The sequence below is a fragment of the Dechloromonas sp. ZS-1 genome (assembly GCF_039649255.1).
In the GTDB taxonomy this organism is placed as follows: Bacteria; Pseudomonadota; Gammaproteobacteria; order Burkholderiales; family Rhodocyclaceae; genus Azonexus.
In genome coordinates, this window is sequence record NZ_JBDIYD010000002.1 from 104854 (window position 1) to 130901 (window position 26048).

Sequence of the window (26048 nt, forward strand, 5' to 3'; positions counted from 1 at the left end):
TCGCCCCGACCTTCTAACATCAGCTGTCTCCAGTGCCCACCGATGCAAGGTAACGGTTGAAGCGGCACGCGAGCAAAAACCAGAATATTTCAACCCGCTGTTTAAATACAGGAGCGACATATGTCCAAAGCCCCCATGCGCGTTGCCGTGACCGGCGCCGCCGGCCAGATCGGTTATAGCCTGCTGTTCCGCATTGCCTCTGGCGAAATGCTTGGCAAGGATCAACCGGTCATTCTGCAGTTGCTGGATCTGCCGCAGGCCCAGCAGGCCGTCAAGGGCGTGATGATGGAACTGGACGACTGCGCGTTCCCGCTGCTCGCCGGCATGATCGCCACCGACGACCCGAACGTTGCCTTCAAGGATGCTGACGTCTGCCTGCTGGTCGGCGCCCGTCCGCGCACCAAGGGTATGGAGCGTGCCGACCTGCTGGCCGCCAACGGCGCCATCTTCACCGTTCAGGGCAAGGCCATTGCCGAGAACGCCAAGGAAGACGTCAAGGTTCTCGTCGTCGGCAACCCGTGCAACACCAATGCCTTCATCGCCGCTGCCGCCGCCAAGAAGGTTGGCCGCACGAACCCGAAGAACTACCATGGCATGCTGCGCCTGGATCACAACCGCGCCCTGTCCCAGCTGGCTGAAAAGACCGGCCGCCCGGTTTCTTCCTTCAAGCAACTCGTTGTCTGGGGCAACCACTCCCCGACGATGTACGCCGACTACCGTAACTGCACCTCGAACGGCGACAACGTCAAGGCGCTGATCAACGATCACGCCTGGAACAACGACGTTTTCCTGCCGACCGTCGGCAAGCGCGGCGCCGCCATCATCGAAGCACGTGGCCTGTCCTCCGCTGCTTCCGCTGCCAACGCTGCCATCGACCACGTCCGTGACTGGGTCCTCGGTTCCGACGAATGGGTCACCATGGGCGTTCCGTCCGATGGTTCCTACGGCATTCCGGAAGGCATCGTTTACGGTTTCCCGTGCGAGTGCAAGAACGGCCAGTACAAGATCATCCAGGGTCTGGAAATCGACGAATACAGCCGCGAAAAGATGAACATCACCCTCAAGGAACTGACCGACGAGGCTGAAGCCGTCAAGGACATGCTGTAATCCAGCCTGCCTGAGACACAAAAAGCCGCAGCACTGCTGCGGCTTTTTTATTTCCCGAATTCATCGCCCAAATCTCGGTCGACCGTCGGCCAGACGCTACAAATGCACGTCCGTCTGCTCGGCTGGCAACCAAAGACTGACCCGTGTCCCTACCCCCGGCTCCGAGGCCGTCTCCAGACTGCCGCCATGCAATTCGACGATTTCACGGACGATTGAAACCCCCAATCCGGTGCCCGGCGTTTTACCCGAGGTATCGGCGCGCCAGAAACGCTCGCCAAACGAGGCAAGCTGATTCGGCGTCATGCCGAGCCCATGATCCGCCACCTCAATCCCGAAGCGTCCGCCATCCGTACGCAGCGTGACAACGATCTCCCCGCCATCCGGTGAATATTTCTGGGCATTGCTGATCAGGTTAAGCAAGGCCTGACGCAGTTTTGCCGGGTCTGCCATCACTTTGAAATCCGCCTCCGGGCGCTGCCAGCGCACCGGCCACCGTGTACGATCGAACGCCAGCCCCACCAGCACAGGATCAACCACATCCCGCAAATCCAGGCTTTCGAGGTTGAAATCCTTGCCGCGTCGCGCCTCGATCCGCGCCAGATCAAGTAGCTCATTGATGATATCGACCAGCCAGCGCGTTTGACGGTGAATGGTTTCGATAATTTCCTGACGTTTCTCCGCCGGGAAGGACTTGAGCATCAGCAATTCGGAAAAGCCCAGGATACTGGTCATGGGCGTACGTAATTCGTGAGCGGCGTGCGACAGAAACTCGCTCTTCATCCGGCTCACCTCGACCTCGCGGGTCACATCCCGGAAATACAGAATACGCCCGACGGTGGTGGTCGTATTTTCCACCCCCAAGACTTGCACGCAACGCCATTGCGGGATCGACAAATTGAGCAACAACGGCTGTTCGTAAGCTTCGGCCGTAAAGGCCTCCTGCAAGCGGAAAGCAGCAGAAGAACGCTCCACCCGGGCCAGCAAGGCCTTTTCCAGCGCCCGCTCATCCCGCCCCACCACCTCCCCGGCACTCAGGCCGGTAATCCGATAGAAAGCGGGGTTGGCAAACTGAACCAGGCCGTCCCCATCAAACGCCACGAAACCATCCGGACTCAACATGAACAAGGCATCCAGTTGAGCGTTGCGTTCTTCCAACTGCGCCGTGGCCAACTTGAGGGGCGTAATATCGATCCGGTTACCGGCGATATAACCACTGGGCGTCCGATGTTCCACAATCATCAACCAGCGCCCGTCTCCCAAATGCTGCTCGACGATCTTGCCGGTCGCCGCCTGATGCTGGCGCACCCGGTTGGCCACCCATTCATCCACTTTCCCGATTGCATCCGCGTACTGGCCACGCTCGGCCCCCCGGCGGACGATCTCCTCGAAGGTCGCCCCCGGCACGATCAGATCGCGGCTGGCTTCATACATCTGACGATAGGTTTCGTTACACACGACGAGTCGATCCTGCTCGTCGTAAATCGTGAAGCCCTGGGCAATGCTCCCCACCGCTTCATGAAACAGTTTATTGGCTTTCTCTGCCTCGTTTCGCGCCCGCTCCAACTCGGCTGTCCGCTCGCTCACGAGGACCTCTGCACGCGCCGCACTGGCACTGGCTGCCAGCAAGACGCCGACAAGCAACAGGCTGAATAGCAAGCCGGCAAGATAAATGAACCAACTATTTCCCGTCACCCGTGCCGGAGAAAATGCGCCGGGCTCCGCCGAGAACACGAAATCGATAATCCGGCTGCCGTATTCAATACGGGTGCTATTCAGCATGACCTGGCTACCATGCTGCGTCGCCGTCTGAAACAACGGATGCCCGAGTTCCCGCGCCTCCGTGACATCGAAAATACTCAGCTGCACCCCATCGCTGACCAGGGCAGGCAGTGTTTTGCGCGCCATGCCGCCGGTCGGCACGATCGCTGCCACCACCCCCACGAGCACCTCTTCCGCCCGATCCGGGGGGGACCAGAAAACGGGGACGAAGGCCATCAGTGCCTCGCCATCCTGCAAGCTGGAGCCAGGCAATAAACTTCCCCCCGAGACACCCAGCAAGCGATTCTCCCGCGCCTCATCTAGGGCTTTTCGCCAGAGTGGAACACGCTCGAAATCGATCCCGTGCAGGTGACTATAAAGCCCCGCCGGGAAGGCATACGCCACCGTCAGACGTGACGTATTCGACTGGACGGGCAGCCATACCATGCCGCGCACCCCGGGGTGACGAATGTGCAATCGCGCTGCCAGCGCCTCGAAATCCCGTTTTGCAAATGCACCACTGACCTTGAAATGATCGCGCAAGGTCAGCGGCAACTCGAGTGCGGCCCGAAAGGCGGTGGCCAAGGTCACCGCATGGCGTGTGGCATGCTGATCGAATTCGGCCTGACGGGCATCCCGATCGAAACGCCCGACAATCATGAAGGCGACGGTCAACACCAACAAGGTGGCCAAAAGCGGCAAGCCGACCGAAATGCGACGTTTGCCCCAAATGGAAGCCGGATCATCCAGGGAAATGCATACAGACAGGGCCACCGGCGCCAACAACATGATCCCGAGTGCATCTCCCAGCCACCACGAGAGCGCCACATCGGCCCACTGCAGCAACTCCTTGTCCTGCGCCACCATCAGCGTGGCGGCACCAATACTGGCACTGATCGCAGGCGCCGCCAATCCGCCCAACAAGAGAAATCGCATGATCTCCGGCCAGCGATCCAGAAGCGGCACATCCTCATCCTGGCAAATCAGACGTACCGCCAGCACCACCTGCAAACAAACGCCAAAGGTAATCGCCAAGCCGACGACAAGCGATAACGCAGCCGAGTAACCGCTGACAGCATGTAGGATCGTATTGATGAGCAATGCGCCCAACGCAACGCCGGGGAGAATCCGCCATCCCCAGGCCAAGGTACACCCCAGCGCCAGGCCGGCCGGAAACCAGATCACCGAAGCAAAGCCACTGGCCGTCGACAAATAGTGCGCCAGCCACCCAAGCAGGGCATAGCACAGCGCAACCAGAAGGTTCCTGAGCCCCCAGTGCTTGACCGTCTTCGCCTTCACCTGCGTCATGGCCGCTCCCTGTCGCACATCCAGCATCCAGTGCCATCCGAATGACCACAACAATATATTAAATGTAGCTAATTCAACAATATCAAATATTGGCGAAAACGCCGCAAGCCTTGGGGGCGCGGTAAAATGGGATTTTCGACTGACCGCACATTCGATCATGCGCCATCCCAAAACCGTTCTCTTCGCGGGTGAGAAACCCTTCCCCATCCTGCCGGCGGTCGACCATTACGCCGGCTCAGAAAAGCTGATGCACAAGGCGCTGGCACTTCAGAATCAGCTGGGACCGATTTTTGACATCACCTGCGACTGCGAAGACGGTGCACATGCCGGTGCAGAGCGCGAACATGCCGAGATGGCGGCTGCCATCATCAATAGCCCGGAGAACCGCTTCAACCGCGTCGGCGCCCGCGTGCATGACGTCACTCATCCGCACTGGCGCCAGGACATGGAAATCCTGGTCGGCCAGGCTGGCAACCGCTTGCCCTTCCTGACCCTCCCCAAGCCCTGCAGCGCCGGTGATGTGATGATCCAGATCGAAGCCCTGCGTGAAATCGAGCGCAAATTCGGCGTTGACCGCCGGATTCCGGTCCATGTTCTGATCGAAACGCATGGCGCCTTGCGTGAAGTCTGGGACATTGCCGCCCTGCCCGGCGTCGAATCCCTCGATTTTGGCTTGATGGATTTTGTTTCCGGGCATCACGGCGCCATTCCGGGCAGTGCGATGACGAGCCCCGGCCAGTTCGACCACCCGCTGGTGGCCCGCGCCAAAAGCGAGATCACCGCCGCCGCACTGGCCAACGGGGTCGTGCCGTCGCATAACGTGACCACCGAGCTGAAGGATCTCGATTACATCCGCCGGGATGCCGAGCGCGCCCGCAACGAATTTGGCTATCTGCGCATGTGGAGCATTCACCCGAACCAGATTCAACCCATCGTGGATGCCATGCGCCCCGACTTCTCCGAAGTCCAGGCTGCTGCCGAAATTTTGATCGCCGCCCAGGACAAGGATTGGGGCCCGATCCAGCACTCGGGCAAACTCCACGACCGCGCCTCCTACCGTTACTACTGGGAACTGCTTGAGCGCGCTCACGTCACGGGAATGGCCATCCCGAGCCATGCACAGGAACGTTTTTTTGCTTGACCAGCCCGTCGACCGTCCGGCGGACCTCACGGAAGATACGGCGCCGCTGACGCTGCTTTATCGCGACGCGCACATTGTCGTCATCGACAAGCCGCACAATCTGCTCGTGCATCGCTCGGAAATCGACCGCCACGAAACCCGCTTTGCCATCCAGTTGCTGCGCGACCAGATTGGCCAGCGGGTCTGGCCCGCACATCGGCTCGACCGGGGCACTTCAGGCGTGCTGCTGTTTGGGCTGACGGCAGAGATCGCGGGCAAGCTGGGACGGCAATTTGAGGCGGGCACGGTCGGCAAGCGCTACCTCGCCGTCGTGCGGGGCCATCCGCCCCTGCACGGCAGCATCGACCACCCGCTCACACGCCAACGTGACGATTACGCGTTTCAGGGCGAAGCGATGCAGCAGGAAGCGCAAGCCGCGCTCACCCATTTCCGTCGTCTTGCTGAAATCGAGCTGCCATTTTGCGTTGACCGTTACCCGTCCAGCCGTTACGCCCTGCTGGAACTCAATCCGGTCACCGGACGGCGCCATCAGATCCGCCGGCATCTGAAGCACATCGCCCATCCCATCATCGGCGATGCGACCTACGGCAAAGGCCGCCACAACCGCTTCATTGCCGAGCAGTTCGAGTGTCGCCGAATGCTACTTGCCTGCACGGAGCTGGCGTTCACGCACCCCGAAACAGGACAAGCGCTCAAAATAAATGCGCCAGTGAGCGGCGAATTTGCCGCCCTGCTGGCGCAATTCGGCTGGCCTGCGCCAGCGCGGGATCAATAACCGATCGAGGTTTCGAGTTCGGCCAGGCGGCGCAGATCGCGCTCCAGATCGACCATGTCCTGACCCAATGCATCGCGCGCGGAAACCATGCCCAAAGCCTTGCCGGAGGCATCCACCACCGGCACGTGGCGGAACCCGCCTTCCGCCATCATGTGCAGTGCGTAAGCCAGGGGTTTGTCGGCGCCAATGGTCTGCAAATGGCGGACCATCACCTCCCCCAGCGTGGTTTTATCAGGATCAAGGCCGGCAGCCAGGATTTTATTCAGCGCATCGCGCTCGGTGAAAATGCCGGCAATCTGATCGCCGTCGAGGATCAACAAGGCGCCGATCCGGCATTCCGCCATGCGCACCGCCGCTGCGCGCACCGTCATGGACGCCTCGGCGTGAATCAAGGGACGACCGGCAATCACATCCGAAATTGTACGTTTTGGCACTTTTGTCTCCTTTGGTGTTATGTTGGGGCCATACCAGTGTCCCCATTTCCACCCGGAAACGCAAGCCCCCTTGCGCTCACGAACTGCGCAGGACAATCCAGACGATTGCCACAAAAATCAGGCACATGCCGATCAATTCGATGTTCATGGCTTGAACTCATAGACGATACGGGCACGCGCATCGACCTTGTGTGCCTCGACAAATCCGATCCCACCCGGGTGCGCTGCCACCCACTTGAGTACCTCATCGCTGGAGGCGACCCGCGGCAGGGGCTGCATGCGGCCCGAAAAGAGCTGGCGCGACCAATAGGCATTCACCTCGGCCAGTTCCTTGCCGACCAGCTGGCGATAAAAACGCTCTCGTAACGGGTTGCTGTCCTGCAGGTCGACGGGCTCGGCCTCCACGCCGTTAAAGAATTGACGATTGCGGCCAAAAAAATAATTGATGACTTCAGCTCGCGTCATTGCCGCCACCCCGCTACGCGGGCTAACCACCACCACCAGATCCTGTGCATGGATGCCGGTGCCGCAAAGCAGCACACCGAGCAAGAGCAGGAATGATTTCACGCGCATTCCATGCCTCAGAAAATGAAGTCCAGGGACAGCGAGAACACATCCATCCGACCATCCCACTGGGAACGGATTTCGCGACGATAAGGCAGGATCGAACTGGCTGTCCCGCGAATACCATCCCACTGCGCCTTGAGTGCCAGATTGCGCGCGAAATCCCAACGCACACCGGCAAAGTGTGTCTTCTGATCGGTATGAGAATCGGCCATCACGTAGCCGACCAGCGGATGACCGGTTTCATTCTCACGGCCCTTGGAGCGCACTTGAGAATAGCCCAGATACGGGGTCACATTGCCCACCCGGTAGCCGAGTTGCGCATAGCCACCCAGGGAGTTTTCAAAGGCCTGCGAGCCTTGATTGATCATATTGAGCATGATCTGCCCCTGCCATGGGCCATCGTCATAGACAAACCCCAGGGAGGCGTAATGTGTCCGCTTGCCGGTGGTGGCAAGATAGGCCAGCTGGCTCGCGTTCAATTGCATCCCGGCTTCACGGGCGAGCACCGGATTGAGCGGCAGATCATGGGTGAATTTAAGGTTGGCGTAACTCCCGCGCAACCAGTACGGACCATGATGGTATTCGACGTAACCGCCCATCATCGGCGAGCCATCGATATTCCATTGCTCTTCGGCCAAAGGCACTTTGCCCTGGGATTTCCCCCAGAACACCTTGCCCCGGATCTGCGACTCGCCCAGGGGCACGGTCAATGCCGCATCCATCCCGTTGATGCTGTAAAAAGGCAGATACCAGAAAAAATCCCCGGGCGGCCGAACCGTCAGGAAGGAATAACCGACCCAACGGGAATCGGCCAGCATGAAAAATTCGGTCCCCAGATGGCCCGCACGCAGGCTGACATTCGGCAGGGGCTCATACTTCAGATAGGCCCAGGCGAGGTCCGGGCGAAAGCTTCGGTCAAAACGGTAACGGCTATTGAGCTGAACGACGGCTTCCCATTCCCGGCTCATTTTCCAGTTGGCCTGCACCCCCAGGACGCTATCGACGGCACTCGTCCAACTCGACGTTGCGCCACGCGGCTGAGAAAGGTCACGGACAAACTCCGCATGGTCTGTTGACGTGCGGACAGCCCCCAGCGTTCCGAAACCGCTCAGGGAGAACGCCGACTCATCGGCGCCTGCAGCGCCCGCACCGAGTCCGGCGGCCAGCAAACCGCAACACAGCAGCCTTTGCAGGATCGTCATCACGCTTGATTTCATGTTCGCCCTCTTATGCCAGGGCGCTATTGTAGCCAAGACGCAGCACATCGCCCGGCATCATCAACAGGGTTTGCCCGCCTGGCAGCCTTTCAGAATCCACAGTGAGATCACCCCTGCCGCTTCGTTCGCCATGGCCTTGCGCGCCATCGAGGTCGGGTCCCGACCGGCGTTGGTCTTGGCCATGGGATCCGCGCCGGCTTCAAGGAGCAGGCGCGCATGCCGAGCCTGCTGGCTGTAGGCTGCCATGTGCAAGGGCGTCAGCCCGTCGGCATCACGTGCATTCGGGTCTGCGCCTGCAGCGACCAGGGCCTGTAGAGCGGTCACATCCGGATTGGCCGCAGCCAGGTGCAAAGGCGTCGATCCCATGTCCGTCCGGGCATCACGGCTTGCCGGCTGCGTCGCCAGGGCTGCCTTGACGGCCTGTGCATTGCCGTTACGGGCAGCATCGTGGATGGGCAATTCACCAGCCGAGGCAACTGAAGCCCAGGCCAGACAAAGGATAAGCGCGGCGCGAGATCGAAGCATGAAATAAGGTCAGGGGGAAACACGGAATAGAGAGTCTAGGAGCGCCTCGGCGGCATCTGCTTGATACACCTCAACAGGCATAAAAAAACCCGGCTTGACCCGGGTTTTTCATGCAGCGCTGCAAACCTGAATCAGGCGGTCAACGCGTCCGGCAGGGCAATTTTGTTGTCCGTGCTGAACTGATAATCCTTGAAGATATGCTCCGCGGACAACAGTTGATACTGACCGTCATCCTGCTTGATCGTGGTGTCCTTGAGGCGCCAGGTGAGCTGACCGCAGGTCCAGATATCGAAATTGCGCATGTGGGTGCACAGACAGGTCTTGTCCCAGACCTTGACCTTGCGCTCACCCGGATGGGCGGCCACTTCACGGTTATAGGACGAGACGTAGGAACACTTGCCGTTGGCGTCGAGCAGGTAACCGTAAGCTTCGCAGTTCGGGCGGATGCCGTCACCGATACCGGGGCTGCCCTTGATCATGCGCATCGGATAGCCGGTCGGCGAAATCTGGTTGACCTCGATATCGTCTTCATCGGCCTTGAAGTATTCCTGCTTGACGTCGTCCGGCAGACCACATTCCTTGGCCACCGTGAAACGCGTCGCCACCTGAACGCCACCGGCACCCTGCTCGAGGAAGGCGGCCGCATCGGAACCGGTGAAGATCCCGCCAGCCGGCAGGACCGGAATATCCAGGTTTTCTGCCTTCAGGTAGGCCAGCACTTCAGCGACGATGGTGGCCAAATCATATTCGGCCCAATCCATGCCAAAGCCGAGGTGGCCGCCGGCCAGGGGGCCTTCGACCACGACGTAATCCGGCATGCGGCCGGTGCGGGCGTTTTTCTTCAGGAAAAGCTGGAGCGCGCGGACGGAGGACACGATGATGCCCAGCTTCACGTCACGGAAACGCGGGTGATCTTCGATCAGGGCGAAAGAGCCCAGATGCAGGCCGGCGGCCAGCGTGATGCCTTCGATGCCAGCGTCCATGGCAGCCGTCATGCGGACCTTGAGCGTCTCTTTGGGCGCGTTCATGGTCAGCTTTTCCATGCAGTTGATGAAGACCAGGCCATCGCCCTGCTTGCGACGCATCGTCGCTTCAACGTGCAGGCGGGTGGCTTCTTCGAGACGACCCAGGTCGAACTTGACCGGCGACTTGTCTTCATTGAGCACGTTGTACTTGTACAACGCGAGCTTTTCCTTGACGTGCTTGGTTTCGTAGCGCCGATCGGACACGGTATTGATCATCGCATCCGAGATATGGCCCACGCCCCCCAGCCTGGCCGCCTCCAGTGCCAGGTCGGCGGTCGAAATATCGACCCCCATGCCGCCGATCATGATCGGCACCAGTTCGTGCTTGCCCAGTCGCAAGCGGAAATCATCCACACGCTTCATTATTGTCCTTAGGAAATCGGCCTGGCTCTTACCCTGCTACTGGCCAGGACACGAATTTTACGCGATTGTGAAACCGTCGTGCGCGATCTCTCGGACAAATCAAAGCGTCGTATCGCTGCTGTGGCTAAACTGCCGACCTTTCCCGTCTCTTCGACATCACGATCATGTTTTCTGCGCGACACCCGCTCTGGCTGGTCGGCTTTCGTCCGTTTTTCAGCCTCGCCTGCCTGGCCGGCATCGTTCTCCCGCTGCTGTGGATTCTGATTTTCAGTGGCAAGATCAGCCTGCCTCAGGGCAGCCTCGATCCGATCCGCTGGCACGCCCACGAGATGTTCTATGGCTTTGGCTGGGCAGTTCTCGGCGGCTTTCTCCTGACATCGACGAAAAACTGGGTCAATGTGCGCGGCCATCACGGACGCTCATTGATGCTGCTCGCAGCCGCATGGCTTTTCGAGCGCGCCACCTTGGCCTGGGGCGGCGCCTGGCCCCCGGCCATTGCGCTGGTCGGCAGCTATCTTTTTATCGGCGGCATCGCCACCTTGCTCCTGAGCACCCTGGTGCGTCATCGCGAGCAGGACAGCTATCGCGCCGACAACCGTTTTTTCCTGATCATGCTGCCGGCTTTTCTGGTCGCCAAAACCTGGCTGCTTTTCGGCACGGATCTGCACACGGCTTACCGCATGAGCCTGGCGCTTTTCCGCCTGGCGTTTCTCGTCATGCTGGAACGGACCCTGACCCAGTTCATGAAGGCCGCCTTTCAAATCCAGATCCTGCGCACGCCGAAGCTCGACCTGCCGATCAAATTGCTCGGCCTCATGCTGGTGCTGGATTTTGCCTTCCCGGACACGTTGACCGTCGGCCTCTCGCTCGCCCTGGCCGCCCTGCTCCTCATCCGCCTGACGCGTTGGGCGCCGCTGCGTGCCTGCACGCGCATCGATATCGGGATCATGTTCGTCGGCTACCTGGCCATTGTCGGCCAGCTGCTGCTCGATGCAGCGCAACGGGGCGTCGGCATCACGGCTGTGGGCAGCGTGGCCGTGCATCTGTTTACCTTCGGCGCCATGGGCTGTGTGATCCCCGCCATGATCGTCCGCATCGCCAACGGCCACACCGGCCGCAAAGTGGTGTTTCAGCCTGCCGACAAGGCCGTGCTCTGGCTCATGCTGGCGGCGCTCGGCGTCCGCATCGTGCTGCCGCAACTCTTCCCGGCGCAGTATCTGGCCTGCATTCATGCCGCAGCCGCCCTCTGGGCGATTGCCTTCGCCATCCTCGCCGTCCGCTACATCCCGATCCTGATGCAAGCACGCATCGACGGTCGCGAACACTGATGGAGTACACTGTTCGCCTTAACGCTCAGGATTTCCCATGCACCCACGCAACAAAAACGCCGGCGGCTACGATCTCGCAGCATTGGCGGTGACCTCGCCGGCCCTGGCCAAATATGTCCGCCCCTCGCCGGCGGGCGAGCCCACGGTCGACTTCGCCAACCCCGGTGCCGTCAAAGCCCTCAACCGGGCCTTGCTGATGCACCACTACGCTGTGCGCGGCTGGGACCTGCCGACCGGCTACCTCTGCCCGCCCATCCCGGGCCGGGCCGACTACATCCACGCCCTGGCCGACCTGCTGGCCGATGACAATCAGGGCAATGTCCCGACCGGCAACAAGATCTATGCCCTCGATATCGGCACCGGCGCCAACCTGGTCTATCCGCTCATCGGCCACGCCGAATATGGCTGGTCGTTTGTCGGCAGCGAGATCGACCTGACCGCCCTGGCCAATGCCGAAAAAATCCTGAGCAAGAATCCGGGCCTCGGCAAAACCGTCGAGGTGCGCGAGCAAACCAGCCCAAACGACATCTTCATGGGCCTGCTGCGCCATGGCGAGTATTTCGATGTCAGCCTCTGCAATCCGCCCTTCCATGCCTCGCCCGAAGATGTGCGCGCGGCCAGCCAGCGCAAATGGAACAAGCTCGGCAAACCCGGCGCCAAGAAAGGCAGCCAGACGCCGCATCTCAACTTTGGCGGCGGCGACCTCGAACTCTGGTGTCCGGGCGGCGAACGCGGTTTCCTGAAAACGATGATCGAGCAAAGCGCGACCATCTCCAAACGCGTGCTCTGGTTCACCAGCCTGGTCTCCAAGGCCGACAACCTGCCCACCATCGAAGCCGCGCTAAAGCAGGCACATGCCCAGGCCACACGCATCATTCCGATGGCGCAAGGCCAGAAGCAGAGCCGCATCGTGGCCTGGACCTTCCACAGCCCGCGCGAACATCAGGCCTGGAAAAAACGCCGCTGGGCCAGCCAGGGCAACAGCAGCGACCGCAACAGCGGGACGGCCGCTGAGACGCCACCAGAAGCAACGCCGGCCGAGTAACCCAGCCGGCAACACAAATTGGCCTGTTTCAGACGGTCGACCGTCTGAAACAGGCCAAATCCCCCGGTTTTATCCCGGGGGAACTGACTCAACGCACCTTACTTGGTCGGTGCCGGCATCACTGCTGCCACCGGGGCCGGGCGCTTCACCTCGGCCTTGGCCTCCGCCTTTTCGGCCTGCTTCTCAAGCTGCTTTTCTGCCGATTTGGCCGCATGCTTTTCCGCATGCTTCTCATGCCCCTTGGCCTTCTCTGCCGGCGCGCCCGGCTTGCCTGCATCGGCCTTGACGGCTTCCGGCTTGGTGGCCTCCGCCTTCAGGGGCTCCACCGCCTTGACCGCCTCCGCCTTTTTCTCGACAGCCGGGGCAACGCTCTTGGCAGCCTCGACCTTCTTCTCGACTGCGGCCGGGGCAGGTGCGCTGATCTTGGCGGCGGGCGCTGCCGGCGTGGCCGGTTGCACGGCACCTTGAGCAAAAGCGCCGCTCGCGAAACCGGCAGCAACAGACAGGGCGATCAGGGTCTTGGTGATTTGCATTTCATTTCTCCTAGCGATATTGGGTTAGGTGCTCGGTGCTGCCCATCTTTTTCGCAGCGCCTTGTGCCGAATAACGCAGGGGCAGGCAGCCCGGATGTCAGCGCCTGCGTAAGCCTGTGTATCGCCATGTAACCGCTCTGTTTCAGGGCGTTTCCGGGGAAATGCCGGCAAGCCGGTATAATTGCCGTTTTCATTGTCAGGGTTTCCCCGTGTCCGACCGTCTTGCCGTCCTGCCCCAGTATCTGATTCCGAAACAAGCGCTGACCGTGCTGGCCGGCAAACTGGCGGGCGCCCAGGCCGGCGGCCTGACCACGGCGGTCATCCGCTGGTTCGTGGGGCGTTATGGCGTAAACATGGCGGAAGCGGCCAATCCGGATATCGCCAGCTACGCGAGCTTCAACGAGTTTTTCACGCGCCCGCTCAAGGCTGACGCCCGCCCGCTCGCCGAGACCGACTTTCTCTGTCCGGTCGATGGTGCGATCAGCCAGTTTGGCCCTATCGAACGCGACCAGATTTTTCAGGCCAAGGGCCATCAGTACTCCACCACCGCTTTGGTCGGTGGCGACCGCGAGCTGGCCGCCCGTTTTGAAAACGGCCATTTTGCGACGCTGTACCTGAGCCCGCGCGACTACCACCGCATTCACATGCCCTGCGATGGCCGGCTGACCCGCATGATCTACGTACCGGGCGCCCTCTTTTCGGTCAATCCGACCACCGCCCGCGGCGTACCGGGCCTGTTTGCCCGCAACGAGCGCGTTGTCTGCGTGTTTGAATCGGCCCACGGTCCCTTCGTCCTGACCCTGGTCGGGGCCACCATTGTCGGCAGCATGGCGACCGTCTGGCATGGTGTGGTCAATCCGCCCCGCCCGGGGGTTGTGCGCGAATGGCGCTACGACGGGGAGACGGCGGTCAACCTGAAAAAAGGCGAAGAAATGGGCCGTTTCCTGCTCGGCTCCACCGTCGTCATGCTCTTCCCCAAGCAGACGCTGCGCTTTAACCCCGAGTGGTCCCCGGCCCGCGCCATCCGCATGGGTGAAGCCATGGCCAGCCAGGCATGAGCCTGCCCACGCTGCTCTGCATTGCGCTGGGCATCGTGGCCGCGCGGGTGTCGCTACGCATCAGCGAAGCCGGCGTCGCCCGCTACGGTCGACGCATCCCGGTCACCGAAATGCTGCCGCTCGGGCTGAAAGGCGACCGTGCGATGCTGCTCGGCGGCATCGCCGGCTGGGGCATGGTCGGCTTTTTCATCGCCGCCTGTTTCGTTTAACCCCTGGCCATCAGGACCCGATTGCGGCCCGCAGCTTTCGCCGCATAAAGCGCCGTATCGGCCCGAGCCAGGAGCTCATTGACGGACTCCCCGGTGCGCAGCTCGGCAACACCGATGCTGATCGTCACCGGGATGGGGCATTGAGCAAGCTCAACCGGCGTAGATGCCAAAATCTCGCGCAAGCGCTCACCGGTCGCCATCGCCTCGGCCTGGCCGGTTTCGGGCAAGACCACGACAAACTCTTCACCGCCGTAACGGGCAACCCAATCGACGTCATCGCGGACCTGCATCAGGAAAATACGCCCGACAGCCCGCAAAACCTCGTCGCCGGCCAGATGACCGAGCGTGTCGTTGATCTGCTTGAAGTGATCGATATCGCAAAACAGCACCGACAGCTTTCGCTCATAGCGCCCCACCCGCTCGGCCTCGGCCAGGATGCGTTCGTTGAAATGGCGGCGATTGACGCAGCCCGTCAGACTATCTACCTGAGAGAGGCGCTGAATGGAGAGCATGGCCTCCTCAAGCTCACGTGTCCTTTCCCTGACCCGCTCATCGAGATTGGCCACATGGCGATTCAGCCCCTGCTGCAAAGTCTGGAAGCCCGTCACCACCAGATCGATTTCATCCTGATGGCGGTGCTTCGGTCGTTCAACCGTCAAGGGCGTAGACAAGCGATCCGGCGTCAGTTCGGCCGCAAAACGCGCAATGTGGCGCAGCGGCCATTCCAGTTCGCGGCGTAACACATAGGCCACCAGGACACAGATCATCAGGGTCAGAATGCCGTAGGCGAGCACCGCCACCCCCACCCGCTGCATCCAGGCACGGAAGAAAACACCGGGGTTTTCCATGATTTCAAGGTGGCCAATGATCCGCGTTCCCCGATCCGGGGCCGGAACATCGAAGGTACGCAACACCTTGCTCTGGGCCAGCGACGCATTGCCGGCCACGAAAATCTGGCCACTTTCCACCGTCAAGCGGACAAAGCCAAGACTGTGGCGCTCGGTCAGGTTATCAAGTTGCCACTGAATAACTTTGGGTTCGATATCCCAGACGCTCACGGACAACAGGGGAATATTGGTTTCCTGAATATCCAGAAGCTCATTCTCAAAGCGTGATGTCACTTCCTGCCAGGACACCATGGTCTGTCCCAACACGATGAGCATGGCGCACGCCGTAGCCCAACGCCAAATCCGGGCATTCAGCGTCTGTGCGATGGACCGGAAATGGGTATCGGGCATCCAATTCGCCCTCAGTTCAGTAACTGACTGAAGCTGAAGTCGTAACGCTTGATTTGCGGCGAAAGGACTTTACTGAAGCGTCGAAAATCGATGCTGTGAAAATCCAGATTGCCAAAGCGTTTTTGAAAACGCGCAGCCTGCGTCGGTGAAAAGAGAACGAACATGGACTGGTTCAGTTCCAGCCCCTCCTCTTGCGCGAAATCCCGGCCATGATGGTAGTCATACAACATGACCAATGCCCAGGCACCCGCGATGAAATGGCCGCCGGCCAGCGCTGACAACTCCCCTGACTGAATCGCTGTCATCGCCTCGCTCGAGGTATTGATGGCGCTGAACCAGGCATCCTTGCCAGGCTTGCCGCCCCGAGCCCGCCAGGACTGCATCGCACCAAAGGCCATCAGATCGTTTCCGGCCCAGATTAGGCGTGCTTCGGGATGGCGCTGATAGAGCCATGCGGCCTGCTCCGCCGCCTTTTCCCGACCCCAGGCACCGTGGATTTCCTGATCAAGCACCACATCTCCGGCCTCCGCAATCGCGCGTCGCATCCCTTCACTCCGCCGCACCGAGGTGGGGGTTGAACGGTCGCCACTCACGGCCAGCATATGGAGTCGCCCATCCGAGCCGAAGGCCTTGGCGCGCCGCGCCACCTGAATCAGTTCGCGGGCGGTCAAATAACCGGCTTCTTCCGCCTTCGGCTCCAGAGAGCCGAGCCAAGCCGAATACTGTTGGCGCGGCAGGCCGACTTTTTGTCGAACCGCGCTCTCGAAAATCCCGCTGAATGCCATGAAATGCTTGATCCTGGCCTCATCCAGCACGCGCATGATTTCGGGGCCGGTTCCGTAATCGTTGGTGAAGACAACGTAATCAGGCCGCAGCGCCGGCGTGCGCGCTGCGATTGTCCGCGCAATCTCGATGGCTTTAGGATGATCTCGCTCCGCGTACATCACTTGCAGGGAAACGCCGAGACTCTTCGCCGCCGCTTCCATCGCACGCGCAGCACTAACCCAATACACCTCATCAGATTTGCCGGGGTTGATAAACACCACCGACATGGCAAACACGAGCTGAGGGCACAACCAACCAGTCAGCCACAGGACGACATGCCGCATGACCGCTCCTTGAGCAGATTTATCACTTTGGTCATAAGTATAGCTGCCTTTATTTTGCCTACGTCAAAAACTGTAAAAACCCCATTCGTGACACAGTTTTCACGCAAAAAGAGCGCAATGACGAATCGATTTAAGCCTATAACTTTGGTTATAAATTTACACCCCAACCCAGTCTGAGTATGGCATGATTCCTCACTCGTCGATCCCGATACCAACGGGCCGAGCTGAGTACTTTTCACCCAGCCTTTTCCGCCGCCCCGCTCTTGCATGCGCCAACTCACCCTCAGCCTGATCACCTTGCTCATTGCACTTGCCGGTGCAGGACAAATCGTGATCGCAACCCTGCACCGCAGCATGCAGGAGACCATTGGCGAGGATATGGCAGTCCTCGTGCAGAGCCATGCTGCAGCACTGGATCAGCAGATCGAACGCACGCGCCAGATTTTGCAGGGGATTGCAGACAACGCGCCAGAAAGGGCTTTTGAGAACCCGGACCAGGCCCAGGCTTATCTGACCCATTACGCCCCACTGCTGGCGCTGTTCGATCTCGGTTTGTACATGGCAAATCCAGACGAAATCATTCTTGGCGCACAGTTACGGGACATGCAGCAGGCGCGCAAGCGGATTGGTGGCAAAACCAGCGCCAGCGATCTCAATTGGCGGGCCCGCGAACAGCGCCGCACCCTGATCTCGCAGCCCTACGCGTCACCATCCTGCGACGGCTGTCCGGCCATCGCCATGGTGACCCCCGTCTTTCATGCAGATGGCCGCTTCCTCGGGTACGTCGCCGGCGCGCTTCGCCTGGATGGCGAAAACATGCTGGCGGCGATCAACGATGTCCGCGTCGGCAAGACCGGCTACCTCTATCTGATTACCCGCGAACGCACGATGATCATGCATCCGGATCCCCGGCGCATCATGAAGCCGGCGACCCGACCCGGGCAAAACCAGCTACTCGACAAAGCGATCACGGAAGGATTTGAAGGTCACGGGCAAACCATCAACAGCCTGGGAGTCCCGATGATCCTGGGCGTGCACTACCTCAAATCGACCGGTTGGCTGCTCGCTGCAAACTACCCCCTTGCCGATGCCGAGGCCCCGTTCGAGGTCGTTAAAACGCGCACCTATCTCCTGCTCGCCGTCATCGGCATCCTGATGGCGGCAGCGCTGGGGCTCATTTTCCGACGCAAACGGCACACCACCGCTGGTAGCCTGTAAGCACCCGCGCGAACACGGCGGGATGTTCAGCGGACGGCGAGTCGGGCATCATGTCGTCACCTTTTGCTCAGCGCCACTGCATCGACCATGCCGACCCACCTCAGCCGCTACAACGACGTCCGCCCGTTCACCACCAAGGACGGTTCTGAAATCCGGGAATTGATGCACCCCGCCACCCACGGCAATCAGGCCTCAAGCCTGGCCGAAGCAACCGTGCAGCCGGGTCAGAAAACCCAGCTGCATCGCCATCATCAGACCGAAGAGTTGTATCACGTCACAGCCGGCCAAGGCACGATGATCCTGGGCGAGACGCGCTTCCCCATCAATGTGGGCGACACGATCCTGATTCCTCCCGGCACGCCCCACGCCCTGCACAACACCTGGCCCGTCCCGCTCCGCATCCTGTGCGTTTGCAGCCCGGCTTATCGCGATGACGATACGGAAATTCTCGAGCCAGATCAGCCGTAATTCACCGCCACTGAGACCGCCGTCGTCTCACGGCGGAACGCAGTCAGACCTGCCGACCTGCGACGACTGCATGTTCTGAAGCTCAACGTAAAACGCCCCCACCGGCAAGCCGGCAGGGGCGTTTTTGTTCGGCGACGGTCGACCGGTCAAACCGGTCGATTTTCACCCATTACATCTCGACGGTCGCAGCGACTTCGACGAAGTCCTTGATCTGGTCGAAGTTCATGTAGCGATACACGTCGGCAGCCTTGGCGTTCACCAGCTTGATCTGCTCCATGTACTCTTCCTTGGTCACGATACGGCCAGCCAGGGCGCACATCGCGGCCAGTTCGGCGGAGCCGAGGTAGACGCGGGTGTCGATGCCCAGACGGTTCGGGAAGTTACGGGTGGAGGTGGAGATCGCGGTGGAACCCTTGCGGATCTGAGCCTGGTTACCCATACACAGCGAGCAGCCCGGCATTTCCATACGGGCACCGGCCTTGCCGAGGACGCTGTAGTAGCCTTCTTCGGTCAGGATCAGGGCATCCATCTTGGTCGGCGGGGCGATCCACAGGCGAGCCGGGATGTCGCTCTTGCCGTCCAGCACCTTGCCGGCAGCACGGAAGTGACCGATGTTGGTCATGCAGGACCCGATGAAGACTTCGTCGATCTTGTCGCCAGCGACTTCGGACAGCACCTTGACGTCGTCCGGATCGTTCGGGCAGGCCAGGATCGGCTCGGTGACTTCGGCCAGATCGATTTCGATCACGGCAGCGTACTGGGCGTTGGCATCGGACTTCAGCAGTTCGCCGTTGGCGATCCACTCTTCCATCGACTTGATGCGGCGCTTCAGGGTGCGCGCATCAGCGTAGCCTTCGGCGATCATCCACTTCATCAGGGTGATGTTGGAACGCATGTACTCGACCACCGGTTCCTTATTCAGGGCGATGGCGCAAGCGGCAGCGGAGCGCTCGGCAGCGGCGTCGGAGAGTTCGAAAGCCTGTTCGACCTTGAGATCCGGCAGGCCTTCGATTTCGAGGATGCGGCCGGAGAAGATGTTCTTCTTACCCTTCTTCTCGACGGTCAGCAGACCCTGCTTGATGGCCCACAGCGGAATGGCGTTAACCAGGTCGCGCAGGGTGATGCCGTCTTGCATCTTGCCCTTGAAGCGAACCAGCACGGATTCCGGCATGTCCAGCGGCATGACGCCGGTGGCGGCAGCGAAGGCAACCAGACCGGAACCGGCCGGGAAGGAGATGCCAATCGGGAAACGGGTGTGCGAGTCACCACCGGTACCGACGGTATCCGGCAGCAGCAGGCGGTTCAGCCAGGAGTGGATGACGCCGTCGCCCGGACGCAGCGCAACACCGCCACGGTTGGCGATGAAGGTCGGCAGTTCGCGGTGCATCTTGACGTCGACCAGCTTCGGATAGGCGGCGGTGTGGCAGAAGGACTGCATGACCAGATCGGCGGAGAAGCCGAGGCAGGCCAGATCCTTCAGTTCGTCGCGGGTCATCGGGCCGGTGGTGTCCTGGGAGCCGACGGTGGTCATCTTCGGTTCGCAGTAGGTACCCGGCAGGATGCCCTTGCCTTCCGGCAGACCACAGGCGCGGCCGACCATCTTCTGGGCCAGCGAGTAGCCGGTGCCCGGATCGTTCGGCTGCTGCGGCAGACGGAACAGGGTCGAGGCCGGCAGGCCGAGGGCCTCACGCGCCTTGGCGGTGAGGCCACGGCCGATGATCAGGGGGATACGGCCGCCAGCGCGGACTTCGTCGAGGATGACGAGGGTCTTCAGCTGGGACTCGGCGATGGTGGCGCCGTTCTTGGTGGCGGTAACCTTGCCGGTGGCGCCGTCAACCTTCAGTTCGATCTCGTCGCCCATGTCCATCTGGCCGGCGTCGATTTCGATCGGCAGTGCGCCGGCATCTTCCATCGTGTTGAAGAAGATCGGGGCGATCTTGGAACCCAGGCAGACGCCGCCAAAGCGCTTGTTCGGCACGAACGGGATGTCTTCGCCGGTGAACCACAGCACGGAGTTGGTGGCGGACTTGCGGGAAGAACCGGTACCGACCACGTCACCGACGTAGGCGATCAGGTTGCCCTTGGCAGCCAGCGCTTCCAGTTGCTTGATCGGGCCGCGGGAGCCCGGCTCGTCGGCTTCGATACCCGGACGCGGGTTCTTCAGCATGGCCAGGGCGTGCAGCGGGATGTCCGGACGGGACCAGGCATCCGGAGCCGGCGACAGGTCGTCGGTGTTGGTTTCGCCGGTGACCTTGAACACGGTCAACTTCTGCGAAGCCGGGACTTCCGGACGCGAGGTGAACCACTCGGCGTCGGCCCAGGATTGCATGACGGCCTTGGCGTTGGCGTTACCGGCCTTGGCCAGTTCGGCGACGTCGTGGAAGTAGTCGAACACCAGCAGGGTCTTCTTCAGACCTTCGGCAGCGGCGGCACCGCATTCGCCACAGGCCAGCAGATCGATCAGCGGCTTGACGTTGTAACCACCCAGCATGGTGCCGAGCAGTTCGGTGGCCTTGACCTTGGAGATCAAGCCACAGGTTTCTTCACCCTTGGCAACCTTGGCCAGGAACTCAGCCTTGACCTTGGCGGCATCATCCACGCCAGCCGGAACGCGATAGGTCAGCAGTTCGACCAGGAAGGCTTCCTCGCCAGCGGGCGGGTTCTTCAGCAGGGCGACCAGCTCGGTGGTCTGTTGCTTGGACAGGGGCAGCGGCGGGATACCGAGGGCTGCACGCTCTGCAACGTGGGCGCGATAGGCTTCAAGCACGGCGACTTCCTTTCGTAAAGGGTTGCTCTGGGAAATAAGTATTCTACGACGATTGCAGCATCCGGATCGGAATCGCAAGTCTTATATATTATATGTTATCCCTCGCCCCATGGCGAGTCCGATCCAGCGAACACAGCGTGCCGCCGATCGCCAAGCGAGTTCGCGACAAAGCGGGCCTCCCAGCCGCCGCGCCAAGGTTTCATTTGTGTGAAAAACCCAACACTTTCGTTAAGGGTTAACCCGTAAATCACGACAGAAGCCATGGTGATCATCGCCCACCCCTCCTAGAATCCGCGACCTTCGGAGCTCGTCCGCGCGGGCGAGACTGTCTTTCCGATTACCTTTCAATCCAATCCTGACTGTTGCTTGCCGACCGCCTGCGTTCGGTACGGCAGTCCTTGAGGAGACATCATGCAGCTCAAGAAAAAACTCTGCGCCGCGCTGCTGCCGGCACTGCTCACCCTGGCTGCCACCACGGCTGAAGCCCGCGACTGGAACACCATCAAGGCTGACGGCAAGATCATCGCCGTGACCGAAGGGGCATTCTTCCCGTTCAATTTCTTCGAAGGCTCCAAACTCACCGGGTTCGAAGTCGAAGTGGCCGAAGCCGTCGCCAAGAAGCTGGGGCTGGCCATCGAATGGCGCGTCGTGCCGTTCGACGCTCAAGTTGCTTCGATCCGCCAGGACCGCTTTGACTTCGCCATCGCTTCTCACGGCTTCACCGAGGAACGCGCCAAGTCGGTCGACTTCGCCGCACCGCACTACTGCACCGGCGGCCAGATCGCTGCACCGAAAGATGGCGCCCTGACCGCCGCAGCCCTGGCCGGCAAGACTGTCGCCGTGCAGCTCGCCACCAGCTATGCCGACAGCGCCAAGCGCATTGCCGGCGTGAAGGAAATCAAGACCTACAAGGCCGATCCGGAAGCCTTCTCCGCCCTCAAGGCCAAGAAAGTCGACGCCTGGATTTCCGACAAGTGGCTGATCAAGGCCACCCTGGAAAAGAACGCCGATGCCGGCATCGTTGCCGGTGAGCAGGTCTTCGTCGAGCGCGTCTCGGCCATCATGCGCAAGAACAACAAGGAACTGCAAGACAATTACAACCGCGCCCTGGCTGAAGTCGTCAAGGATGGCACCTACGCCACCCTGTCGCAGAAGTACTTCAAGACCGACGTTTCCTGCCGCTGAACGACTGAGCCAAGATGAACTGGATCAAGCAAAACCCCGGCTGGACCATGTTCGGCGCGATGATCGGTCTGCTCCTCTTTTTGTGGGGCATGGCCATCCCGCTGTCCATGGCACCTGAACCGATCGGTCCGGCCGCGCAGCAGTTTGCAGAAGGCGCGCGCATGACCGTCCTCCTGACGCTGATCTCTGGCACGATTGGTGTCGTACTCGGCGTATTGGCCGGTCTCGGCAAACTCTCCGCTTTCGCCCCGGTGCGTTGGTTGTGTGCGTTTTACGTCTGGCTGTTCCGTGGTACGCCGCTGCTTTTGCAGATCCTGTTTGTCTGGCTGGTTGCGCCGCAAGTGCTGCCGGATGCGATCCAGCTCTCCGACTTTGCCTGTGCGGTCATCGCGCTGTCGTTGAATATCGGGGCCTACAACACCGAGTGCGTCCGCGCCGGCATCCTCGCCGTACCGCATGGGCAGGTTGAAGCTGCCCGCGCCCTGGGCCTGTCGCCGACCCAGACTTTCATCGACATCACGCTGCCGCAAAGCATGCGGGTCGCCCTGCCGGCCCTGGCCAACAACCTGGCCTCGCTGGTCAAGGACTCGTCGCTGGCCTACGCGATCAGCGTCGTTGAGCTGACCATGGTCGGCTATCGCATTCAGGCGGAAAGCTACCAGCCGGTACCGGTTTTCCTGACCATCGCCGTGATCTACCTGATTCTGACCACTGCCTTCACGACGCTGACCTCCGCCCTGGAGAGCCAGCTCGATGTCGGTCGCAAGCGCTAAGGGAGCCCGCATGAACGCCACCTCAACCGCCCGCCCGATCATCGTCGCCACGGATGTGGACAAGCACTTCGGCGCTTTCCATGCCCTGAAGAAAGTCTCCGCGACTTTCCGCGAAGGGGAAGTCACCGCGATCATCGGCCCCTCCGGCTCCGGCAAATCGACCTTCCTGCGCACGCTCAATCGCCTGGAAGCCCACGATGCCGGGCGCATCGTCATCGACGGGATCGACCTGAACGACGACCTGAAGAACCTGGATGCCATCCGCCGCGAAGTCGGCATGGTGTTTCAGAGCTTCAACCTGTTTTCGCACCTGTCGATCCTGAAGAACATCACGCTGGCGCCCATGCGCGTCCGCAAGATGTCCGCTGCCGATGCCGAAGCCAAGGCCCTCGCCCTGCTTGACCGGGTCGGCTTGAAGGCCCATGCCCACAAGTACCCGGTGCAGTTGTCCGGCGGCCAGCAGCAGCGGGTCGCCATCGCCCGCGCTTTGGCCATGGACCCCAAGGTCCTGCTCTTCGATGAGCCGACCTCGGCCCTGGACCCGGAGATGGTCAATGAAGTCCTCGCCGTCATGCGTGAGCTGGCACACACCGGCATCACCATGCTCGTCGTCACCCACGAAATGGGCTTTGCCCGTGAAGTGGCGGATCGCGTGATCTTCTTCGATCACGGGACGATCCTCGAAGACAGCACGCCGGCGGACTTCTTCAATAACCCGCAGCACGACCGTGCCAAGACCTTCCTGACGCAGGTCCGCCACGGTTTCTAAAAATCCAAACTATCCATTCACTTTGAGAGGACACCTCATGCAACTCAAGCACATCGCCCTCGCGATCGCTGCCCTGGGCGCCGGCACCCAAGCCTTCGCCGCTGGCAACGCCGCCGCTGAAGCCAACCGCATCGCCCAGCTGGAATCCCAGCTGAAGGCCATGCAGGCCCAGATCGAAGAACTGAAAAACATTCAAAAAACCCAGTCGACCGCCCAGAAGAGCCAGAAGGAAGAGCTGGCCCAGCTGCAGGACCAGGTCGTTGCCCAGGGCAAGGAAGTCGTCGTGGCCGGCGATCTGCCGAACTCCATGCGTCTGGCCAGCGGCGATACCTCGATCCGCGTGTACGGCATTGCCGAGATGAACATGGTGCGCGAAAACAAGGGTACCAACGCCGATAACGACTACTCCACGTTCATGCCCTACGCGCCGCTGCGCGGCTCTGCCGCCGCCAACCGTACCGGCCAAACCTACCTGCATGCCCGTACATCGCGTTTTGGCATTGAAGCCTCGACCCCGACCCAGTATGGCCAACTGGTTGCCAAGATCGAAGGTGACTTCAACAACGATCCGCGTACCGGCAACTCCGCTGTTTATGGCGACGTGAAGAACATTTACAGCCAGCAGGCAACCAACAGCTACGACTTCCGTCTGCGTCACGCCTACTTCCAGCTGGCTGGCTGGACCGTTGGTCAGACCTGGTCCACCTTCATGGATCTGGATGCCACCCCGGAAGTGGTCGACTTCAACGGCCCGATCGGCGGCACCTTCATCCGTCAGCCGCAAGTGCGTTACACCTACGCCACCCAGAACTACGGAAACTTCTCTGCCGCTGTTGAAAACTCCGTGAGCTACGTCCTGAAGGACTGGACTGCCACCACCGATGGCTTCTCCAAGACGGCCGACGTGGTCCTGCGCTGGGACCGTGCCTTCACTTGGGGCACGATGAGCCTGCGTGGCGTTTCGCACGAACACGCCATCGAAGATGGCAAAGGCCTCAACGTCAGCCGCCGTGGCTACGGCGTCGGCGCTGCCGTCACCTACAAGCCGACGGACAATGACCTGCTGAGCCTGAACGTCACCGGCGGCGACGGCATCGGTCGCTACTTCAACTTCATTGAAGGTGCTGCCTACGACCAGGCCAACCGTCGCATCGTGCTCGAGCGCTCCCTGGGTGTCGTTGCCGGCTATCAGCACAAGTTCAGCGACACCCTGCGTATGAACATTGCCTATGGTTTCCAGAAGACCTACGACAACGAGTACACCCAGTACGCCCGCACCAATCTGCCCAGCGATCACCGCTGGCTGACCAACAACACCGTCTCCCAGCTGCACATCGGTGCGATCTGGAACCCGGTCAAGTACGTCGACATCGGTGCCGAGTACATCTATGGCCGTCGCGAAACCATCCTGGGCGAGCGTGGCGACATGTCCCGCATCAACCTGATGGGTCGTTACAACTTCAACTAAGCCTCGGCTTCCCGGGGCCGGCTGCATCGGCCCCGGGCCGGTCAGCCGGCTCCGGATCTGACCATGACGCCCGAAATTCTCTCCTCCGTTTTTCTGCTCCTGCTGGTCCTCGACCCGCTCGGCAACGTCCCGTTCGTGCTCTCGCTGCTGCGCGAGCAGACCCCGGCGCAAAAGCGCCGCATCATCCTGCGCGAATGCGCCATTGCGACCGCCGTGCTGGTCGCCTTCCTCTTTGTCGGTGACTGGCTGCTCGCCGTGATGCGCCTCTCCGACCCCGCGCTGGAAATTTCCGGCGGCCTGATTCTTTTCCTGATTGCCCTGCGCATGGTCTTTCCGCCGGCCGGTCATAACCTGGCCGAGGCCGAACCGCGCCCGGCGCCCTTCATCGTGCCGCTGGCCGTGCCGATGATTGCCGGCCCTTCGGCGCTGGCCATGGTCCTGCTTGCCTCACGCCAATCCGGCGATCCGCTGCCCTGGGTCGGTGCCGTACTGCTCGCCTCGGCGGTCAACACCGGCATTCTGCTCATTTCCGACCCGCTGGCCCGCATTCTCGGGCGCTCCGGCCTGGAGGCCATGGAACGCCTGATGGGCCTGATCCTGACTACAATGGCCGTGCAGATGCTGATTTCCGGCCTCAAAGTAGCCTTCGCCACCGCCTGA

24 protein-coding genes are annotated in these 26048 nt (G+C 61.0%); 14 read left to right on the forward strand and 10 right to left on the reverse strand.

Translation table 11 applies throughout. The annotated features are described in order from the left end of the window. The first annotated feature begins 120 nt into the window (after positions 1 to 120). Positions 121 to 1107, forward strand: coding sequence for a malate dehydrogenase (locus tag AACO21_RS03290; RefSeq protein WP_346191061.1), 987 nt, complete (start codon positions 121 to 123; stop codon positions 1105 to 1107). A 96-nt stretch (positions 1108 to 1203) separates the two neighbouring features. On the opposite strand, the gene AACO21_RS03295 is transcribed toward AACO21_RS03290, so the two are convergent. Further along, positions 1204 to 4173, reverse strand: coding sequence for an ATP-binding protein (locus AACO21_RS03295; RefSeq protein ID WP_346191062.1), 2970 nt, complete (start codon positions 4171 to 4173; stop codon positions 1204 to 1206). Positions 4174 to 4330: 157 nt separating this feature from the next. Between AACO21_RS03295 and AACO21_RS03300 the strand changes: the two genes are divergently transcribed. Both AACO21_RS03300 and AACO21_RS03305 read left to right on the forward strand, forming a co-directional pair. Then, positions 4331 to 5314 (forward strand): aldolase/citrate lyase family protein, encoded by a 984-nt coding sequence (locus AACO21_RS03300; protein WP_346191063.1) that lies wholly within the window; start codon positions 4331 to 4333, stop codon positions 5312 to 5314. Next, a complete protein-coding gene (locus tag AACO21_RS03305) occupies positions 5307 to 6089 on the forward strand; it encodes a tRNA pseudouridine(65) synthase TruC (RefSeq protein WP_346191064.1) in 783 nt (260 codons plus the stop codon). Before AACO21_RS03300 ends, AACO21_RS03305 begins: the two co-directional genes overlap by 8 nt. Here AACO21_RS03305 and AACO21_RS03310 read toward each other — a convergent pair. The 5 genes from AACO21_RS03310 to AACO21_RS03330 all read right to left on the reverse strand — a co-directional run bounded on the left by AACO21_RS03310 (position 6083) and on the right by AACO21_RS03330 (position 10220). After that, positions 6083 to 6523 (reverse strand): CBS domain-containing protein, encoded by a 441-nt coding sequence (locus AACO21_RS03310; RefSeq protein ID WP_346191065.1) that lies wholly within the window; start codon positions 6521 to 6523, stop codon positions 6083 to 6085. The genes AACO21_RS03305 and AACO21_RS03310 overlap by 7 nt on opposite strands. 144 nt (positions 6524 to 6667) lie before the next feature. Then, positions 6668 to 7096 (reverse strand): hypothetical protein, encoded by a 429-nt coding sequence (locus AACO21_RS03315; protein ID WP_346191066.1) that lies wholly within the window; start codon positions 7094 to 7096, stop codon positions 6668 to 6670. Between the two features lie 8 nt (positions 7097 to 7104). Continuing rightward, positions 7105 to 8307, reverse strand: a complete 1203-nt coding sequence (locus tag AACO21_RS03320; RefSeq protein ID WP_346191067.1) for a hypothetical protein — start codon at positions 8305 to 8307, stop codon at positions 7105 to 7107. Positions 8308 to 8367: 60 nt separating this feature from the next. Further along, on the reverse strand, positions 8368 to 8832 hold the full coding sequence (locus tag AACO21_RS03325) for an ankyrin repeat domain-containing protein (RefSeq protein ID WP_346191068.1): 465 nt from the start codon (positions 8830 to 8832) through the stop codon (positions 8368 to 8370). A gap of 131 nt (positions 8833 to 8963) precedes the next feature. Next, entirely contained in the window at positions 8964 to 10220 is a 1257-nt protein-coding gene (locus AACO21_RS03330; RefSeq protein WP_346191069.1) for a nitronate monooxygenase, read from the reverse strand. Between the two features lie 164 nt (positions 10221 to 10384). On the opposite strand from AACO21_RS03330, the gene AACO21_RS03335 reads away from it, so the two are divergent. Together AACO21_RS03335 and rlmF are read left to right on the forward strand one after the other, a co-directional pair. Further along, a complete protein-coding gene (locus AACO21_RS03335) occupies positions 10385 to 11548 on the forward strand; it encodes an NnrS family protein (protein ID WP_346191070.1) in 1164 nt (387 codons plus the stop codon). Positions 11549 to 11585: 37 nt separating this feature from the next. Next, positions 11586 to 12593 (forward strand): 23S rRNA (adenine(1618)-N(6))-methyltransferase RlmF, encoded by a 1008-nt coding sequence (gene rlmF, locus AACO21_RS03340; protein ID WP_346191071.1) that lies wholly within the window; start codon positions 11586 to 11588, stop codon positions 12591 to 12593. Positions 12594 to 12691: 98 nt separating this feature from the next. On the opposite strand, the gene AACO21_RS03345 is transcribed toward rlmF, so the two are convergent. Further along, positions 12692 to 13126 carry an amine oxidase gene (locus AACO21_RS03345; RefSeq protein ID WP_346191072.1) on the reverse strand — a complete coding sequence of 145 codons (435 nt, stop codon included), beginning with the start codon at positions 13124 to 13126 and terminating at the stop codon, positions 12692 to 12694. Positions 13127 to 13335: 209 nt separating this feature from the next. On the opposite strand from AACO21_RS03345, the gene asd reads away from it, so the two are divergent. Together asd and AACO21_RS03355 are read left to right on the forward strand one after the other, a co-directional pair. After that, positions 13336 to 14184, forward strand: a complete 849-nt coding sequence (gene asd / locus AACO21_RS03350; RefSeq protein ID WP_346191073.1) for an archaetidylserine decarboxylase — start codon at positions 13336 to 13338, stop codon at positions 14182 to 14184. Continuing rightward, positions 14181 to 14393 carry a hypothetical protein gene (locus tag AACO21_RS03355; RefSeq protein WP_346191074.1) on the forward strand — a complete coding sequence of 71 codons (213 nt, stop codon included), beginning with the start codon at positions 14181 to 14183 and terminating at the stop codon, positions 14391 to 14393. Before asd ends, AACO21_RS03355 begins: the two co-directional genes overlap by 4 nt. Here the strand turns inward: AACO21_RS03355 and AACO21_RS03360 are convergent. Then, on the reverse strand, positions 14390 to 15556 hold the full coding sequence (locus tag AACO21_RS03360) for a diguanylate cyclase (protein WP_346191075.1): 1167 nt from the start codon (positions 15554 to 15556) through the stop codon (positions 14390 to 14392). The genes AACO21_RS03355 and AACO21_RS03360 overlap by 4 nt on opposite strands. Before the next feature lie 86 nt (positions 15557 to 15642). After that, positions 15643 to 16740: an ABC transporter substrate-binding protein gene (locus AACO21_RS03365; protein WP_346191076.1), complete on the reverse strand. Its 1098-nt coding sequence runs from the start codon at positions 16738 to 16740 to the stop codon at positions 15643 to 15645. Positions 16741 to 17007: 267 nt separating this feature from the next. Between AACO21_RS03365 and AACO21_RS03370 the strand changes: the two genes are divergently transcribed. Then, positions 17008 to 17958, forward strand: a complete 951-nt coding sequence (locus AACO21_RS03370; RefSeq protein WP_346191077.1) for a cache domain-containing protein — start codon at positions 17008 to 17010, stop codon at positions 17956 to 17958. 87 nt (positions 17959 to 18045) lie between these two features. Beyond that, positions 18046 to 18426 (forward strand): cupin domain-containing protein, encoded by a 381-nt coding sequence (locus AACO21_RS03375; RefSeq protein ID WP_346191078.1) that lies wholly within the window; start codon positions 18046 to 18048, stop codon positions 18424 to 18426. Positions 18427 to 18595: 169 nt separating this feature from the next. On the opposite strand, the gene AACO21_RS03380 is transcribed toward AACO21_RS03375, so the two are convergent. Then, positions 18596 to 21193 (reverse strand): bifunctional aconitate hydratase 2/2-methylisocitrate dehydratase, encoded by a 2598-nt coding sequence (locus AACO21_RS03380; protein WP_346191079.1) that lies wholly within the window; start codon positions 21191 to 21193, stop codon positions 18596 to 18598. A 411-nt stretch (positions 21194 to 21604) separates the two neighbouring features. Between AACO21_RS03380 and AACO21_RS03385 the strand changes: the two genes are divergently transcribed. The 5 genes from AACO21_RS03385 (at position 21605) to AACO21_RS03405 (ending at position 26048) form a co-directional block, all read left to right on the forward strand. Then, positions 21605 to 22378, forward strand: coding sequence for an ABC transporter substrate-binding protein (locus tag AACO21_RS03385; protein WP_346191080.1), 774 nt, complete (start codon positions 21605 to 21607; stop codon positions 22376 to 22378). Positions 22379 to 22392: 14 nt separating this feature from the next. Next, positions 22393 to 23151, forward strand: a complete 759-nt coding sequence (locus AACO21_RS03390; RefSeq protein WP_346191081.1) for an amino acid ABC transporter permease — start codon at positions 22393 to 22395, stop codon at positions 23149 to 23151. 10 nt (positions 23152 to 23161) lie between these two features. Further along, a complete protein-coding gene (locus AACO21_RS03395) occupies positions 23162 to 23920 on the forward strand; it encodes an amino acid ABC transporter ATP-binding protein (protein WP_346191082.1) in 759 nt (252 codons plus the stop codon). Between the two features lie 37 nt (positions 23921 to 23957). Next, positions 23958 to 25388 (forward strand): DcaP family trimeric outer membrane transporter, encoded by a 1431-nt coding sequence (locus AACO21_RS03400; protein ID WP_346191083.1) that lies wholly within the window; start codon positions 23958 to 23960, stop codon positions 25386 to 25388. Between the two features lie 63 nt (positions 25389 to 25451). Next, a complete protein-coding gene (locus tag AACO21_RS03405) occupies positions 25452 to 26048 on the forward strand; it encodes a MarC family protein (protein ID WP_346191084.1) in 597 nt (198 codons plus the stop codon).